Genomic DNA, 15,686 nt, shown 5'->3' with positions numbered 1-15,686 from the left:
TCCCGCTGCCCTGGATCTCTGGGCAGCCCTGCAGGATGGCCGTTGCCACCGACACAAGTGGTCATGTTGCACACGCTGATGGCCACTCGCTGCCGCGCGTCGGCCTTGGGGAACGACGGCGGCCAGACGGGCCGCCACCGACCCCAGGAGTTCCCATGGCTGCCACCATCACTCGCAAGGTCGTGTCGCTGACCGACGCCGCCGAGATCCTCGCCGTCTCGACGAAGACCGTCCGTCGCTACATCGCCGACGGGCACCTCGAGGCGGTGCGGCTCGGGCGCAAGACGCTGCGGATCAAGGTCGACTCGATAGACAGGTTCACCGACGCACGGCCCGTCGGCGGCTGGCGGCGGGCGGGATGAGTGGTTTCGAGGCTCGCTTCGCTCGCACCTCAACCACCCCGGGGGAGCGGACAGACCTGGTCAGAAGCGCTTGTTCCCCGATTGTTCCCCGAATTGGAAAGAGGCCCTCGAAAGGGCCTCTGACCTGCGGTTATATGGTGGGCGATACTGGGTTTGAACCAGTGACCTCTTCCGTGTCAAGGAAGCGCGCTACCGCTGCGCCAATCGCCCGTGGGTGGTGCTGGGTGCATCTTTGAGTTGTTCGAGGTGGGTACGGGATTTGAACCCGTGTACACGGATTTGCAGTCCGTTGCCTCGCCTCTCGGCCAACCCACCGTGGAGGCCCACACGTGGCCGGCAACTCCCGAGCGGACGACGAGGCTCGAACTCGCGACCTCAACCTTGGCAAGGTTGCGCTCTACCAACTGAGCTACGTCCGCTTGTCTGACCGGTTGCCCGGCAGAACGAAGAGAACCATACCCAAACACCCAACCTCCTCCAATTTCAGGTCCGGCGGGCGTGGCGCGGGGTCGTGCGCCCTAGGGTCGGGGGCATGCGGGTGTGGGTGAACGGTGGCCTCCTCGACGACCCGGAGAGCGCGGCGATCACCGTCAGCGACCACGGTCTGACGGTCGGGGACGGGGTGTTCGAGGCGGTCAAGATCGTCGACGACCAGCCGTTCGCGCTGACCCGGCACCTCGAGCGGCTGCAGCGGTCCGCACGTGGGCTGGGGCTCCCGGAGGTGGACGACGCGACGGTGCGCGAGGGCATCAAGGCGGTGCTGGCCGACGGTGGGCTGGCGTTGGGAAGGCTGCGCATCACGTACACCGGCGGGCCGGCGCCGATGGGGTCCGGGCGGGGGGATGCCCCGCCGACGCTGATCGTCGCCGCGGCGCCGATGACGGCCTGGCCGCCGACCGCGAGCGTCGCGACGGTGCCGTGGCCACGTAACGAGCGGGGTGCTCTCGCGGGCCTGAAGACGACGTCGTACGCCGAGAACGTGGTCGCCCTGGCCGAGGCCAAGCGGCGCGGGGCCGGGGAGGCGGTGTTCGCGAACCTTGCGGGCCACCTGTGCGAGGGCACGGGCAGCAACGTCTTCTACGTCGTCGACGGCGAGCTGCGCACGCCGACGCTGGCCAGTGGCTGCCTCGCCGGCGTCACCCGCGCGCTGATCCTCGAGTGGGTCGGCGGGCGCGAGGTGGACGAGCCGATCGAGGTCGTCGACGAGGCAAGCGAGGTGTTCCTGGCGTCCACGACCCGCGACGTGCAGGCCGTAGCGCGGTGGGACGACCGCGAGCTGCCCGCGCCCGGTCCGGTGACGGCGGATGCCTTGGCGACCTGGCGGCGGCGCGAGCCCGAGCTGCTGGGCGCCTGAGCCCACGTCCTGGGGAGGGCGTGAACTTCCCGGCACTTCCGGGTCTCTTAACCCATGGAGCGGGACGCCCGCATGCCGCACTCTCGGGGGATCGACCCATCGTTGAGGAGGCACCATGCCCGCACGCGACGCCTGGACGAGGAGCAGCAAGCACCGCAGGCTCGGACGGGTGGTCCTGCTCGCGGCCACCGCGTCGCTGGGCCTGGTGGCGGCGATGACGCCGACGCCGGGGGTGGCGGAGGCCAGCCGGAGCCAGGGCCAGGGCCAGGCGCCGCGGTCGAGCGAGCCCGTCTCCGGGGCGCGCGGGCAGAGCATGCCGGTGAACCCAGGGCCCTACAGGGTCCAGCAGCCTGACGGAAGCCACCTGACCGTGGTCGCCTGGGGCGACGCGAGGAACCACGGCTTCCGCACGCTCGACGGCCACGCGGTCGCGAAGGATGCCTCGGGAACCTGGCGGTACGCCGCCGGGACCGGCGCCTCCGACCGCCCCGCTGCCAGCCATCTCGACGCCGACGGAGTCCCGGGGAGCGGCCAGGGGAGGCAGCCGCTGCTGGTCATCCTGGTGTCGTTCTCCGACCGGGCGCCGGTGGGGAGCTCCGAGGCGGCCTGGGCCGCCCAGTACTTCGGCTCGCGCGGGAGCCTCGCGGCCTACTACCGCGACAACAGCTTCAACATCCTCCAGCTCGTCCCGGCGCGGGAGACGAGCGGCAGCCGCGACGACGGTGTCGTCGGCTGGCTGAAGATGCCCTACCCCCACCCGAACTTCGCGGGCGACTTCGACAGCCGGCGGGCCAAGCTCACCAAGGACGCGTTGAGGGGCGCCGACCGCTACGTCGACTACCAGGCCTTCGACAAGGACAAGGACGGCCGCATCGCGCCGGCCGAGCTGCGCATCGCCATCGTGGCGGCGGGGTACGAGACGTCGTACGGCGGTGCGGGCGACGTCTGCGGGCCCAGCGTCTGGGCCCACCAGGGCGCGCTGCTGGACGGGGGACCCAAGGTCGACGGCATGCAGTTCGACAGGGACGCGGGCACCATGATCGGGGAGTGGATGTGCCGGACCTCCGACAACCCGGGACACATGTCGACGATCGGTCTCTCGGCGGCCCTGATGGGCTTCGACATCGGCCTGCCCGCGCTCTTCGACAGGGACGGCTCCTCGTCCGGGCTCGGCACCTGGAGCCTGATGGCGGAAGGGGCCTGGAACAGGCTCCCCGGAACCCCGTCGGGCACCGCACCCGCGATGCTCGACGCCTTCTCCAAGTCGCTCCAAGGCTGGGTCACCCCGACCGGTGTGTTCGGCGGGCTGCCCGGTGGGCCGCTGCCGCCCGCGGAGACGAGCCCCACGGCGTACCGGCTCCTGGAGAACCCCGGAGGCGTGGACTGGGTGCGCGACGAGCAACGCGGCAAGGGGGAGTACTTCCTCGTCGAGAACCGCCAGCAGCTCAGCTGGGACGTCGGCCTGCCCGCCTGCGGGGTCCTCGTCTACCACGTCGACGAGTCCGTCACGCCCTTCGGCTCGGTGGCCGGCGATCGCGACCGGCACCGGCTGGTGGACATCGTCGAGGCAATCGGTACGACGCCGCTCGACTCCGACTCCTACAACGGCTCGGCCGCGGACGTGTTCCCCGGCTCGAGCGGGCACGTCGACTTCACCGACACCACCTCGCCGGCCGCACGGCTGTACTCCGGCGCGGCGACCCGGGTGTCGATGCACGTGTCGGGCGGGTGCGCACCGGCCAGCATGGCCGCCGACTTCGCCGCGCCCATCCCGAACGACGCGTTCAGTGCGGCGTCCCTCATGGGCGGAGCAGAGGGCAGCCTGCAGGGCGGGACCAGCGGGGCCACGAAGCAAGCGGGGGAGCCGGCGGTCGCCGGAGACCCCGGTGGCGCGTCCATCTGGTACCGGTTCACGGCACCGGCGGACGGCGACCTGGCGCTCTCCACGCAGGGGTCGAGGTTCGACACCGTGTTGGGCGTCTACAGCGGCACGTCCGTCTCGTCGTTGAAGAAGGTGGCGGACAACGACAACCGCGGTGCGGCCACCTGGAGTGCCCTCACCGCGCGTGTCGAGCGTGGCAGGACCTACCGCGTCGCCGTGGACGGCTCGTCGGCCACCGGCGCAGTGGCGCAAGGCCTCTCACTGCTCACCTACGCGTTCACACCGGGCAACGACGACCTGCGCGACGCGGTCCGCCTGACGGGCAGCCCAGGTCGGGTGCTGGGCTCCACCGAAGGAGCCACCCTCGAGCGCAAGGAACCGACCAAGGTCGCCGGCCAGCCGGCCGACCACTCCGTCTGGTACTCGTACAAGGCCCCGGCCAGCGGCCGTCTCGTCGTCGACCTGTCGGGATCGAACTTCGACACCTTGCTGGCCGTCTACACCGGCTCGACGGTGTCCCACCTGCACCGGGTGGCCGCGGACGACGACAGCGCGGAGGGCAGGCGCAGCCTGGTGTCGTTCAAGGTGGTGCGCGGCACGACGTACCGGATCGCCGTCGCGGGCGTCTCGGACGCCGGGAAGCTGGTGCTGCGCTGGCACGGCTGACGCCGTGGCGGTAGCCGACCTCGATGCCGGATCGGCCGGATCCGTGCGCTAAGGTTTCGCCTCGTCCCGCAAGGGACCCGAAGGGCGATTGGCGCAGTGGTAGCGCGCTTCGTTCACACCGAAGAGGTCACTGGTTCGAACCCAGTATCGCCCACCTCGAGATTGGCGCAGTGGTAGCGCGGCTCTGCCGTTTGCACCGAAGAGGTCACTGGTTCGAACCCAGTATCGCCCACCTCATGAGCGAGAATTCCTCGCCAGATCCCGCACGATGGCCACCAGCCCCGGCCCCGCCGCCTCGTGCGAGAACCCGTTCACGAACGCGTCGTACGACGCCTCCGCCATCGCCTGCCAGAGGTCGTCGTCGCGGCTGAGCCGGACGACCTGCGCGGCGAGCTCCTCGGGTGAGTCGCCGACCAGCAGGTCGCGCCCCTCCACCAGGCCGCCGCCCTCGGCGCCGATCGACGTGGTCACCGTGGGCACGCCGTAGCTCATCGCGGTCACGATCTTGCCCTTGAAGCCGGCGCCGATGCGCAGCGGGACGAGGCTCATGCGGGCGGTGGCGAAGAGGTCGGCGAGGTCCGGCACGTACCCGACCACCGCGACGTCCTCGCGCGCCAGCGCCGCCACGGACGGCGGGATGCCGTGGCCGGCGACCACGAACCGGTTGGTCACACCCGCCGATCGGACCAGGCCGAGCACCTCGTCGACGAACCAGTGCACGCCGTCGGCGTTGGGGGTGTGCGCGAACCCGCCCAGGAACACCAGGTCGCGCCGGCGCCGCAGCTCGGCCGACCGCGAGTTCGCCCAGCGGCCGACCGGCCCGAGACGGTGGAGCACGCGACGTCGCCGAAACAGGGCGCGCTGGGCGGACGCGAGCACGGGTGCCTCGCGCATCAGCGGGACCGCGTGGACCGTGGCCCCGGGCGTCGAGGTGCGCAGCAGGTCGCGCTCGGCGGTGCTGACCACGATGGTGGCGTCGGCACCGTTGATCAGGCCGAGCTCCATGTCCCGCATCCGTCCGACGTCCGGGTTGTCGAACCCGCCGACGGCCGCGTCGCGCTCCATCCGGAGGTGGTGGAGGTCCACCGGCAGGAAGACCACGGGGAGCGCGGGTGCGGTCGCCCGGATCGGCTCCAGCACGCGGGTCGCGGTCGGCGCGCGGTAGAGCAGTGCGACGTCGTGCACCGGCGCCAGCGCCGACACGACCTCCACCAGGGCCTCCGCGTCGGCGACCCGCGGTACCGACACACCGAGCGCGGCGACGGCGCGCGCATACGGCTCGTCGGGGTCTGCTCCCGCCGCCGCGAAGGTCACCTCGAAGCCGGCGCTCCTCAGGATCTGGAGCGTCGAGAACGTGCTCGCCGAGCCGCTGTCGCGGTCGGGCGTCGGGACGGCGTGGTCCACGACGAGGACACGCTGCGGCACGCGCGGAGCGTACTGAACAGCCAGTCAGTCCCGTCCCGACCCCGGGCAAATGCCCGATTGTGCTCCCGCGACCGAGGCAGCACGATCAACGGGGGAGGGAAGGCGATGGGGGGACGGGGCGAGGCTCTGCGGCGGTGCTGGGGCAACCGCCGGATGCGCGGCGCCCTCGCGGCGTACTTCCTCTTCAACCTCAACGAGTGGGCGAGCTGGATCGCCCTGCTCGTGTGGGCGTACGACGCGGAGGGGGTCCGCGGGGCCAGCGCGATCGCGGTCGCCCAGCTCGTGCCGTCGGCGGTGCTGGCCTCGCCCGCGGCCGCCTGGCTCGGCCGGATGCGGGGACCGCGGGCGCTGCGTCTGGGGTACGCCGCGCAGGCGGTGTCCATGGCGGTCGTCGGCGTGGCCGTGCTGCTCGAGGTGCCGTTCGTGGTGGCCTGCGTGGTGGCTGCGTGCTCGGCCGTGACCATGACGTTCACCCGGCCGGTCCACCACGCCCTCCTCCCGGAGATCTCCGACACCGCCGCGGAGCTCACCGCGGGGAACGCCGGCTCGGGCTCGATGGAGGCGGCCGCGATCTTCCTCGGGCCGCTGGTCAGCGGCATCCTCACGGCGTGGTGGCACCCGGGTGGCGTGCTCGTCGCGATGGGCGCCGCCTCCACCCTCGGCGTGCTGTGCACGCTGGGGCTGGGTCCGGGCGTGCCGCACACCTTCGACGACGGGTCGGACACCGGCCCGTCGGTGTCCCGGTCCGTGCTGCGGGACCCGGCCGCGCGGCTGCTGAGCGGGATGGTGGCCGCCGAGTACGTCCTGATCGGGACGCTCGACATCCTCATCGTGGTGCTCGCGCTGGACATCCTCGAGACGTCGTCGGCCGGGCCCGGTGTCCTCAACTCCGCGGCGGGTCTGGGTGGCGTCGTCGGAGCGGCGTTCACCGTCGTGCTCATCGGGTCACGGCGCCTGGCGCCGGTGCTGGTCGCGGCCGCCGTCGTCGCCGGCGTGCCGATCGCCCTCGCCGGGCTGTCGACCTCCGTCCTGCCCGCGTTCGCGCTGATCGCGCTGGGAGGAGCCGGCAAGGTCTTCTTCGACGTCACGGTGCGCACGTTCGTGCAGCGGCTGCTGCCCGACCGGCTGCTGACGGCGATGTTCGGTCTCAACGAGGCGACCTCCATGGCGGGCCTCGCGCTCGGGGCGGTGATGGCGCCTGCCCTGGTCACGGGGCTCGGGCCCGCCCTGGCGTTCGTGGTCACCGGCTTGTTCCTGCCCGTCGTGGCCGGACTCGCCTGGTGGACACTGGGACGGCTCGACGCGTCCACGGTGGTCCCGGCCGACCGGCTGGCCCTGCTCCAGGAGGTCTCGGTCTTCGCGCCGCTGGCGCCCCGCGTCGTGGAGCGGCTCGCGCTGTTCTCCGGCCGGGAGTGGCACGAGCCGGGCGTCGCCGTCGTGCGCGAGGGCGAGGTCGGCGACCTCTTCTACGTCATCGAGTCGGGCGAGGCGGTGGTCGCGCACGGCTCGGACACCATCCGTCGGCTCGGCGCGGGGGACTGGTTCGGCGAGCTGGCGCTGCTGCACGCCGACCGGCACCGCACGGCGACGGTCACGGCCGACACCCCGCTCACGCTGCTGACGGTCGACCGCACGACGTTCCTGACCGCGCTGGCAGGGGCTCCGCGGTCCCGCTCCGCGGTCGACGACCACGCCCGCGTCAACTACCGCTGACACCGGTTCGCTCGAACACCTGTTCGATCTCGTGCCACACTGGAGCCGTGGCCGGAGGCATGAACAAGCGCGGGGGACACCCCTACGGCACCATGGCCGAGCGCATCGCCGCGACCAAGGCCGCCGCCGCGTCACCGGCTCCCGACCCGGCTCCCGCCCCAGCCTCGGCGGCACCGTCGCCCGAGCCCGGCCGCGGACCCGACAGGCTCAGGCACTGCTGGGTCCGCGACCAGCACGGCCGGCTGCCGGCGCTGCTGCTGGAGTGGCGGCGTACGGCGTCGGGCTGGCAGGGCCGCGTCGTGCACCCCGTCCCCGACCCGGCCGGCGTCGGTGGCTGGATCCTGGTCGAGGAGTGGCTCCCGGCCGGGACCCTCGACCAGGCCTGAGGAGCGTCAGAGCTTGGTCATCGCGATCGACCACCGCGGGGAGTCGTCCATCCCGGCGGTGTCGTAGGACAGGGTGCGACCGTCGGCGATCTTCCAGCCGAGCGGCGGGCTGCTGAGGCCGTAGCCCTCGGGCAGGTGCAGGGTGACCTCGACCGCCTCGGGACCGACCATCGACTGCGGGTCGAGGTCGAGCCGGTACGTCATCGCGTCGCCGTCGACCGTGGCCGCGTGCGGCACCGTGTAGGTGACGTCGAGGACCGCCTTGCTGTTCGGCTCGAGGGTGACCTTGCGGTAGAAGTACGGGCGGTCCATCACGGAGCGGATGATGGGCCGGAAAGGGATCCCGCGCATCGTGGGCTGGCCCTCGACCGTGGCGCCCTTCGGCAGGAAGACCGCGACGGCGTTGCCGGCCCAGCGGGTGTAGTAGCCCCAGTGCGGGTCCTTGGCCGGGTCCTCGGGCTGGTTGTCGGTCCACGGCGGCGTGAACACCGGCGAGTTGTTGTCGATGGTCACGGTCAGGTGCACCTGCGCGCTGCCGTCCGCCGCGAGCTTGACGTCGGACTCGACCCGGCGGGCCTGCCAGTAGTCGGCCTTGCTGGAGTTGATGTTCTGGGTGAACACGCCCAGGTAGTCGTGGTCGGTCCCGCTGAGGTCGCCCGCGAGGCCGCGCTTCTCGAAGGCGTCCTGGAGCCGCGGGTCACGGAAGTACAGCGCGAAGTGCCGGCCCTTGGCGGCGTTCGCGAGGGTCTCGAACTTGTCGGCGAAGTGACCGCCCTCGAAGAGCTTCTCGCGGAACGCCGGCACGACCGCGGCGTTGATGGCCTTCCGCTCCTCTTCGGTGTCGTAGTAGTCGTAGCTGCCGGCGAGCACCTTGACGAGGTTGCCGGAGTCGAGCTGGCCGACGCCCTCGGCCTCGACCGGGCCGGTGAGGTTCATCAGCCGGGCCAGGGCCTGGAGGTCGACGGTGATCACGCCGTCGAACTTCTGGCCGAACCGGACCTGCCAGGCCCGGAGCAGCTCCTCGCCGGACTGCGACCAGTTCGGCGAGAACGTCGCGTTCATCAGCCGCGTCTTGCCGGGCGTGTGGAACGGGTTGCCCTTCACCTTCGGCCACTTGATCTTGCCGTCGGTGTCGGCGACCACGTCCTCGTTGGTGACCGTGTCGCCGAACTCGACCTTGCCGTCCGCCAGGGTCAGCGGCACCAGCGTGAGGGTGGCGCCGCCGGAGTACCGCAGCTCCGCGGGGTTCATGATCGCCACGATGTAGTGCCGGTCGCCGTCGGCGCCCAGCACGTCGGGGAGCGCGTCGAGGACGGGCTCGGCCTCGTCGTACGTCGTCCGGAGCGGCTCGATCTTGGCCATCGCCTCGTCGCGGGCGTCGCGCACCTGCTGGCCGACGATCGGGGTGTTGCCCTTGACCGCGGCGAGGTCGTCGGCGGCCGCGCGCAGGTGCAGGCCGGCCTGGTTGAGCGAGGTGAGGATGTCCTCGACCTGGGCCAGGTCGACGGTGGAGTTGAGGACGAGGCTGTCGCTCTGCATGACCTTCGGGTAGACCTCGGTGCCGATCTCGGCCACGGACGTCGCCTGGTCGAGGGCGCCGACCAGGTGACGGGCGTCGTTGACCGCGCCACCGGCCACCGGCACCCACCGCCACACGTCACCGCCGAAGCCGTTCACCCGCGAGGAGGCGTCGTCGACGTGCACACGAGCCGCGGCCACGTGGGCGCGGGCCGCGTCGATGTCGTCGGCCTTGATGGCGTCCTGGGCCATGCCCAGCTCGTCACGCGCGGCGTCGGCCTGCGGCTTGACGTCCATCATCGGGCGGGCCAGCAGGGCCAGACCGACCAGGACGACCGCGAGCACGCCGAGGGCGAGCAGCACCCAGGGCCATCGGCGGCGCCGACCCCCGGATCCACGCTTCTCGCGTGCCATCGAGCCCCCTCGTCCGGCCTGCATCCGTAGCAGGAAGGATAGGTGCTGAGGCGAAACCGCCGCGCAGGAACGCCGAAGTGCTCGCTAGCATCGACAGCCTGTCCGCTGGGGTCTCGTGACGGGACTTCGTCCCTCCTCGACCAGCGGAACGACCCGAGAGGAGCAGGCCCGTGTCCGACATCAAGATCGCCCTCGTCACCGCCGGTGCGCGCGAGGAGAAGGCGGTCACGACGGGCACGAAGGCCTGGGAGCTGTACGCCGAGGAGCCGGACGTCATCGCGGCCCGGGTCGGCGGCCAGCTGAAGGACCTCGCCTACGAACTGGAGGACGGCGACGAGGTCGAGGCCGTCGCGATCGACAGCAAGGACGGCCACGACATCCTGCGGCACTCCACCGCGCACGTGATGGCCCAGGCCGTGCAGGACATCTGGCCCGACGCCCGGCTCGGGATCGGCCCGCCGATCGAGAACGGCTTCTACTACGACTTCGACGTCGAGGTGCCGTTCAGGCCGGAGGACCTCGAGAAGATCGAGACCCGGATGCGCAAGATCATCAAGGAGGGCCAGCGGTTCTCCCGGCGGGTGGTCTCCGACCACGACGCGCTGGTCGAGCTCAAGGACGAGCCCTACAAGGTCGAGCTGATCGGGCTGAAGGGTGCCGGCAAGGCCGAGGACGCGGCCGAAGGCGCGTCCGCCGAGGTGGGCGCCGGCGAGCTGACGATCTACGACAACATCCGTCGCGACGGCGAGGTGGCCTGGTCCGACCTCTGCCGCGGCCCGCACCTGCCGACCACCAAGCGGATCCCAGCGTTCAAGCTGATGCGCAGCGCCGCGGCGTACTGGCGCGGCAACGAGAAGAACAAGCAGCTCCAGCGCATCTACGGCACCGCCTGGGAGTCCAAGGAGGCGCTGGCCGACCACCTGCACCGCATCGAGGAGGCCGAGAAGCGCGACCACCGCAAGCTCGGGCGTGACCTCGACCTGTACTCCTTCCCCGACGAGCTCGGGTCCGGCCTCGCGGTCTTCCACCCCAAGGGCGGGGTGATCAAGCGGGTCATGGAGGACTACGTCCGCCAGCGGCACATCGAGGAGGGGTTCGAGTACGTCGGCACCCCGCACATCTCCAAGGAGGGGCTGTTCCACACCTCCGGGCACCTGCCGTACTACGCGGAGACCATGTACCCCGCCATGGAGTTCGAGAACGCGAAGTACCGGCTCAAGGCGATGAGCTGCCCGATGCACAACCTGATCTACCAGTCGCGCGGCCGGTCCTACCGCGAGCTGCCGCTGCGGCTGTTCGAGTTCGGCGGCGTCTACCGGCTGGAGAAGTCCGGCGTCGTGCACGGCCTGACCCGCGTGCGCGGGATGACCCAGGACGACTCGCACTCCTACGTCACCCAGGAGCAGGCACCCGACGAGGTCAAGCACCTGCTGAACTTCTGCCTCGGGCTGTTCCGCGACTTCGGGCTCGACGACTTCTACCTCGAGCTGTCGACCCGCGACGACAAGAACAAGGACAAGTTCCAGGGCTCCGACGAGGACTGGGAGGTCGCCACCGCGATCCTGCAGAAGGTGGCCGACGAGTCGGGTCTCGAGATGGTGCCCGACCCCGGTGGCGCGGCGTTCTACGGCCCGAAGATCTCGGTGCAGGCCCGCGACGCGATCGGCCGCACCTGGCAGATGTCGACGGTGCAGTACGACTTCGGCCAGCCGGCCGGGTTCGGGCTGGAGTACCAGGCCGCCGACGGCACCCGCCAGCAGCCGGTGATGATCCACTCCGCGAAGTTCGGGTCGATCGAGCGGTTCATCGGCGTGCTCGTCGAGCACTACGCCGGCGCGTTCCCGCCCTGGCTCTCGCCGGTGCAGGTGCAGGGCATCCCGATCGCCGAGCGGCACAACGACTACCTGGCCGACGTGGCGAAGCAGATGCGTGCGCGGGGACTGCGGGTCGAGGTCGACGACTCCGATGACCGGATGCAGAAGAAGATCCGCAACGCGCAGCTCCAGAAGGTGCCGTTCATGGTGATCGCCGGCGACCAGGACATCGAGGCCGGTGCGGTGTCGTTCCGCTACCGCGACGGGCACCAGGACAACGGCGTACCGGTCGCGGAGGCCATCGAGCGCGTGGCCGCCGCCGTCGCCTCGCGCGAACAGGTCTGATCCAGGTGCAGCTGCGTCCCGGCCGGGCGGGCGCGCTGGTCGACAGCCCCGACGGGGTGCTGCTGACCGGCGCACCTCCCGGTGCGGACGTGACGATCGAGGCGACGCTGGACCTCTGCGGCCGGTCGTGGAGCTGCACGGGAACGTACGTCGCGGACCGGGACGGCGAGGTCGACACGGCCGCCGACGCCAGCTCGGGCGGCACCTACAGCGGCACCGACCCGTTCGGCCTGTTCTGGAGCGTGACCCTGGACGCGCCGTACGACTGGTCGCTGCTGCACCCGATGCGGGTCGTGCTGCGCGCCACCTGTGAGGACGCGGTCGTGCAGACGTCGTACGCCCGCCCGGTGCTCGGCGACGGCGTGGGGGAGCACCAGGTCAGCGAGCCGGGCGTGGTCGGCCGGCTGTTCCTGCCCCCCCGTGCCAGCCGCGGCGTGATCCTGCTCGGCGGGTCGGTCCCCGGTCCGGGGCTGCCCGCGACGGGCGCGCTGCTCGCCGGCCACGGCGTCGCCGCACTGTCGCTGGCGTACTGGGGCTTCCCCGGCACCCTGGACGTGCTCCGCGACGTCGACGTCGAGACGGTCGGGCGGGCCGCGGACTGGCTACGCGCGCAGGACGGCATCGACGACGTGCCTCCGTGCGTTGTCGGTGCCTCGCGGGGGAGCGAGCTCGCGCTGCTGGCGGCTGCGCTGATGCCGGACAAGCTCGGGCCGGTGGCCTCGCTCGTGGGCAGCGGGGTGGCGTGGGGCGCCTTTGGGGAGGGTACGGACGTGCTCGAGACGGCGTGGCGGTACGACGGGGAGCCGGTCGCCCAGATGGCCGAGGACGAGGACGACCCGGGCGCCTGCCTCGACGACGCCTCGATGGTCGCGGCGGCGGAGATCCCCCTGGAGCGGGCGACCGGGCCGGTGCTGCTGCTCAGCGCCGAGGACGACGCCATGTGGCCCAGCGCGCGCCTGAGCCGGATCGCCGAGGCCCGCGCCGAGCGCGAGGGGGCGGGGGACCGGGTCGTGCACGTGGCGTACCCGGACGCCGGCCACTTCTGCACCACCCCGCCCGGCTTCCCGATCATCTCCGACCAGGCGCTGCGCAACGGCGGCAGCCGGGCCGGCAACCAGGGCGCCCGGCTGGATGCCTGGCGCCGGCTGCTCGACCACGTGGGAGGGGCCCGGTGACCGACCACCATGCCGCGCACCAGGACGGGATCGGCGAGCCGGACGGCCTCGAGCGGCTCTGGACGCCGTACCGGATGGCCTACATCCGCGGCGAGAACAAGCCGGCCGACGCCTCGGAGAAGGAGTGCCCGTTCTGCCGGATCCCGTCGCTGGACGACGAGTCCGGACTGGTCGTGCGGCGCGGTGAGACGGCGTACGTGCTGCTGAACCTCTACCCGTACGCCGCCGGGCACCTGATGGTCTGCCCGTACCGCCACGTCGCCGACTACACCGAGGTCACCGACGAGGAGTCGGCCGAGATCGCGGCGCTGACGCGGGCCGCGATGCGCACGGTACGTGCGGTCTCGCACGCGGAAGGCTTCAACATCGGCATCAACCAGGGGACGGCCGGCGGCGCCGGGATCCGCGCGCACCTGCACCAGCACGTGGTGCCGCGGTGGGTCGGCGACGCCAACTTCATGCCGGTGATCGGCCGGACCAAGACCCTGCCGCAGCTGCTCCAGGAGACACGGTCGCTGCTGGCCGAGGGCTGGGCCCCCTAGCGCACGGCCTTCTCGTAGCGCTGGCAGGGCGAGACGAACCGCTCGCCCAGCGCCTCGACCTCGTAGGGGAGGTACCCCGCGTCGGTCCAGCCGCGCTTCTCGTAGAACGCGCGCGCCCGGGCGTTGCCCGATGCGACCGCCAGCCAGGCGACGTCGTGGCCGCCGGCCGCCACCTGGGCCTCGGCCTCGTCCAGCAGCAACGCGGCCACGCCGGACCCGCGCGCGGCGCTGCCGACGTACACCTGCTCCACCTCGTCGGCGACCACCATGACGAACCCGACCACCTCACCGTCGATCTCGGCCACCGTCGTGTCGGCGACGCGGTGCGGGGCGCGGTCGTGGAACGCGGCCAGCGTCCGGCGCGCGGTCAGTCCGTCGGGCACGTGCCCGGGATGGGCGGAGTGCCAGCCCTCGTGCCAGATGTCCGCGACGGTCGCGGCGTCGTCGGGAGTGCCGGGCCGCAGGGTCACGCTCGCGCCGGTCGGGCTCATGCGAGCGAGCCTAGGGACGGGGTCCGACGGTGCTGCTACTTCTTCTTGTCGTGGATCTTCTCCGAGAGCGTCTCGACGTGGGACTTGTCGCGCTTCTCGGCGCGCTTCTCCTTGATGGACTTCCCGGACTTCTTGGACATGCCCTGGCGTGGCGACTTGTCGCTCATCGCGGCTCCCTCGAGTCGGTTGCCTGAGTGGCTCCGTGGGCCCAACCTACGCCTAGGCTCCACGCGTGAGGATTCCCCCGGCCCTGGGCTGGTCCGTGCTCGCGCTGGTGTTCCTCGACGAGCTGCTCGTGATGGCCGCGCTCGCCGTCTGGGGGGCCTGGGCCGGTGCCTGGTGGCTGGCCGTCGTCGCGGCGCTGGCCGGCGTGCTCGTGTGGTTCCTGTTCGCCTCGCCCAAGGCCCGCTTCGGTGGGCCGGTCGTCCGTCCCGCCGCGAAGGTGCTGGTCATCGGCTCGGCGGTCTCCGGGCTGTTCGTCGCGGGGTACGACGGGTGGGCCTGGGCGCTGCTGGTGTTCTCGCTGGTCGTCAACGCGGTCGCGCTGCACCGCGACATCCGGGACCTGGCGGCTGCCCACGACGGCTCGGCGCGCTGACCGCGATTCGTCAGCCCTCCGCGCGCTGCGGGTCCCCGGAGGATCGCTGACGAATGGGTGGCGAGGGCCCCGGGGGGCGATTCGTCAGCACTGTGTGCGCTGCGGGTGCCCGGAGGATCGCTGACGAATGGGTGGCGAGGGCCCCGGGGGGCGATTCGTCAGCACTGTGTGCGCTGCGGGTGCCCGGAGGATCGCTGACGAATCGGTGGCGAGGGCCCTCGCGGCGATTCGCCTGCGTCGCTGAGCGGAAGAAGACAGACGAGACCGCAGAAGAATCGGTCTGCAAGCCCCGATGCCTTGTCCCCCGTGCGCAGCCGGAGGAGAGTGCCGAGGAGCGGCGGTGCCGCTGGGGTGCCGCCCTGTCGATGGGAGGAGCACATGCACGCACGCTCCACGACGATCAACGGCGACTCGGGCGCCATCGAGGCAGGGATCGCCTACGTACGTGACGAGGTCATGCCGATGCTCGTGCAGATGCCCGGGTGTGTCGGGCTGTCGATGATGGTGGACCGTGCGGATGGCCGGTCGATCGCCACCACGTCGTGGTCGTCGTACGACGCGATGGTGGCATCCGCGGCCAACGTCTCGTCCGCTCGCGCCAAGGCGGCGGAGATCATGGGCGGCACACCGGTGGTCGACATGTGGGAGATCGCGGTGATGCACCGCGAGCACGACGCCCACGAGGGGTCGTGGTGCCGGGCCACCTGGCTCGAGATGACGCCGGACAAGATGGACCCGCTGCTGGACTACTACCGGACCAGGGTCCTGACGACGCTGGAGGACATGCACGGCTTCTGCAGCGCCAGCATGATGATCGACCGGGCGAGCGGTCGGGCCTGCAGCACGGCACGGTTCGCGGACCACGACGCCCTCATGGCTTCGGCCGCGGCGGCCCGGGAGCTCCGGGACACCGGTGCCGAGGACATCGGACTGCGAATCGTCGACGTCAACGCGTTCGAGCTCGCCATCGCGCACCTGCGCGTGCCCGAGCACGTCTGACA

The 15,686-nt window shown here is 71.5% G+C and carries 14 protein-coding genes and 5 tRNA genes; 12 read left to right on the top strand and 7 right to left on the bottom strand.

Annotated elements, in window-relative coordinates:
* Positions 1-155: 155 nt before the first annotated feature.
* Positions 156-362, top strand: a complete 207-nt coding sequence (locus tag ISU07_RS09550; RefSeq protein WP_194706552.1) for a helix-turn-helix domain-containing protein — start codon at positions 156-158, stop codon at positions 360-362.
* A 135-nt stretch (positions 363-497) separates the two neighbouring features.
* Here the strand turns inward: ISU07_RS09550 and ISU07_RS09545 are convergent.
* The 3 genes from ISU07_RS09545 to ISU07_RS09535 all read right to left on the bottom strand — a co-directional run bounded on the left by ISU07_RS09545 (position 498) and on the right by ISU07_RS09535 (position 781).
* Positions 498-572, bottom strand: a tRNA-Val gene (locus tag ISU07_RS09545).
* Positions 573-606: 34 nt separating this feature from the next.
* A tRNA-Cys gene (locus tag ISU07_RS09540) sits at positions 607-677 on the bottom strand.
* 31 nt (positions 678-708) lie between these two features.
* A tRNA-Gly gene (locus ISU07_RS09535) sits at positions 709-781 on the bottom strand.
* Between the two features lie 113 nt (positions 782-894).
* Here ISU07_RS09535 and ISU07_RS09530 point away from each other — a divergent pair.
* From ISU07_RS09530 to ISU07_RS09515, 4 genes are all read left to right on the top strand, one after another.
* Positions 895-1,716 carry an aminotransferase class IV gene (locus ISU07_RS09530; protein ID WP_194706551.1) on the top strand — a complete coding sequence of 274 codons (822 nt, stop codon included), beginning with the start codon at positions 895-897 and terminating at the stop codon, positions 1,714-1,716.
* A gap of 115 nt (positions 1,717-1,831) precedes the next feature.
* Complete coding sequence (locus ISU07_RS09525) at positions 1,832-4,264, top strand: M6 family metalloprotease domain-containing protein (RefSeq protein ID WP_194706550.1); 2,433 nt, start codon at positions 1,832-1,834, stop codon at positions 4,262-4,264.
* An 82-nt stretch (positions 4,265-4,346) separates the two neighbouring features.
* A tRNA-Val gene (locus tag ISU07_RS09520) sits at positions 4,347-4,418 on the top strand.
* 6 nt (positions 4,419-4,424) lie between these two features.
* Positions 4,425-4,496 (top strand) — tRNA-Ala (locus ISU07_RS09515).
* Positions 4,497-4,498: 2 nt separating this feature from the next.
* Here ISU07_RS09515 and ISU07_RS24755 read toward each other — a convergent pair.
* A complete protein-coding gene (locus tag ISU07_RS24755) occupies positions 4,499-5,689 on the bottom strand; it encodes a glycosyltransferase (protein ID WP_194706549.1) in 1,191 nt (396 codons plus the stop codon).
* Positions 5,690-5,794: 105 nt separating this feature from the next.
* On the opposite strand from ISU07_RS24755, the gene ISU07_RS09505 reads away from it, so the two are divergent.
* Complete coding sequence (locus ISU07_RS09505) at positions 5,795-7,402, top strand: MFS transporter (RefSeq protein WP_194706548.1); 1,608 nt, start codon at positions 5,795-5,797, stop codon at positions 7,400-7,402.
* 47 nt (positions 7,403-7,449) lie between these two features.
* Positions 7,450-7,788, top strand: coding sequence for a hypothetical protein (locus ISU07_RS09500; protein ID WP_228521577.1), 339 nt, complete (start codon positions 7,450-7,452; stop codon positions 7,786-7,788).
* Between the two features lie 6 nt (positions 7,789-7,794).
* Here the strand turns inward: ISU07_RS09500 and ISU07_RS09495 are convergent, their stop codons facing one another.
* On the bottom strand, positions 7,795-9,720 hold the full coding sequence (locus tag ISU07_RS09495; protein WP_194706547.1) for a DUF4012 domain-containing protein: 1,926 nt from the start codon (positions 9,718-9,720) through the stop codon (positions 7,795-7,797).
* Between the two features lie 170 nt (positions 9,721-9,890).
* Between ISU07_RS09495 and thrS the strand changes: the two genes are divergently transcribed.
* Genes thrS through ISU07_RS09480 form a run of 3 tightly spaced genes read left to right on the top strand, consistent with a single transcriptional unit; the run spans position 9,891 to position 13,596 of the window.
* On the top strand, positions 9,891-11,879 hold the full coding sequence (gene thrS / locus ISU07_RS09490; RefSeq protein ID WP_194706546.1) for a threonine--tRNA ligase: 1,989 nt from the start codon (positions 9,891-9,893) through the stop codon (positions 11,877-11,879).
* Between the two features lie 5 nt (positions 11,880-11,884).
* Positions 11,885-13,054, top strand: a complete 1,170-nt coding sequence (locus tag ISU07_RS09485) for an acyl-CoA thioesterase/bile acid-CoA:amino acid N-acyltransferase family protein (RefSeq protein ID WP_194706545.1) — start codon at positions 11,885-11,887, stop codon at positions 13,052-13,054.
* Positions 13,051-13,596, top strand: coding sequence for an HIT family protein (locus ISU07_RS09480; protein WP_323742520.1), 546 nt, complete (start codon positions 13,051-13,053; stop codon positions 13,594-13,596). The genes ISU07_RS09485 and ISU07_RS09480 overlap by 4 nt, the downstream gene beginning before the upstream one ends.
* Here ISU07_RS09480 and ISU07_RS09475 read toward each other — a convergent pair.
* Positions 13,593-14,087 (bottom strand): GNAT family N-acetyltransferase, encoded by a 495-nt coding sequence (locus ISU07_RS09475; RefSeq protein WP_194706544.1) that lies wholly within the window; start codon positions 14,085-14,087, stop codon positions 13,593-13,595. The genes ISU07_RS09480 and ISU07_RS09475 overlap by 4 nt on opposite strands.
* A gap of 35 nt (positions 14,088-14,122) precedes the next feature.
* The gene (locus tag ISU07_RS24450; RefSeq protein WP_267238912.1) at positions 14,123-14,254 is read right to left on the bottom strand and encodes a hypothetical protein; all 132 of its coding nucleotides are present in this window, start codon (positions 14,252-14,254) and stop codon (positions 14,123-14,125) included.
* A 65-nt stretch (positions 14,255-14,319) separates the two neighbouring features.
* Between ISU07_RS24450 and ISU07_RS09470 the strand changes: the two genes are divergently transcribed.
* Positions 14,320-14,685, top strand: a complete 366-nt coding sequence (locus ISU07_RS09470; protein ID WP_194706543.1) for a DUF2568 domain-containing protein — start codon at positions 14,320-14,322, stop codon at positions 14,683-14,685.
* A gap of 378 nt (positions 14,686-15,063) precedes the next feature.
* A complete protein-coding gene (locus ISU07_RS09465) occupies positions 15,064-15,684 on the top strand; it encodes a hypothetical protein (protein ID WP_194706542.1) in 621 nt (206 codons plus the stop codon).
* The last annotated feature ends 2 nt before the right edge of the window (positions 15,685-15,686 follow it).

Origin of the sequence: Nocardioides islandensis (assembly GCF_015352455.1) — a bacterium.
GTDB lineage: Bacteria > Actinomycetota > Actinomycetes > Propionibacteriales > Nocardioidaceae > Nocardioides > Nocardioides islandensis.
Note: the sequence above shows the minus strand (reverse complement) of the source record. Positions and strands in the feature narration are given on the sequence as shown.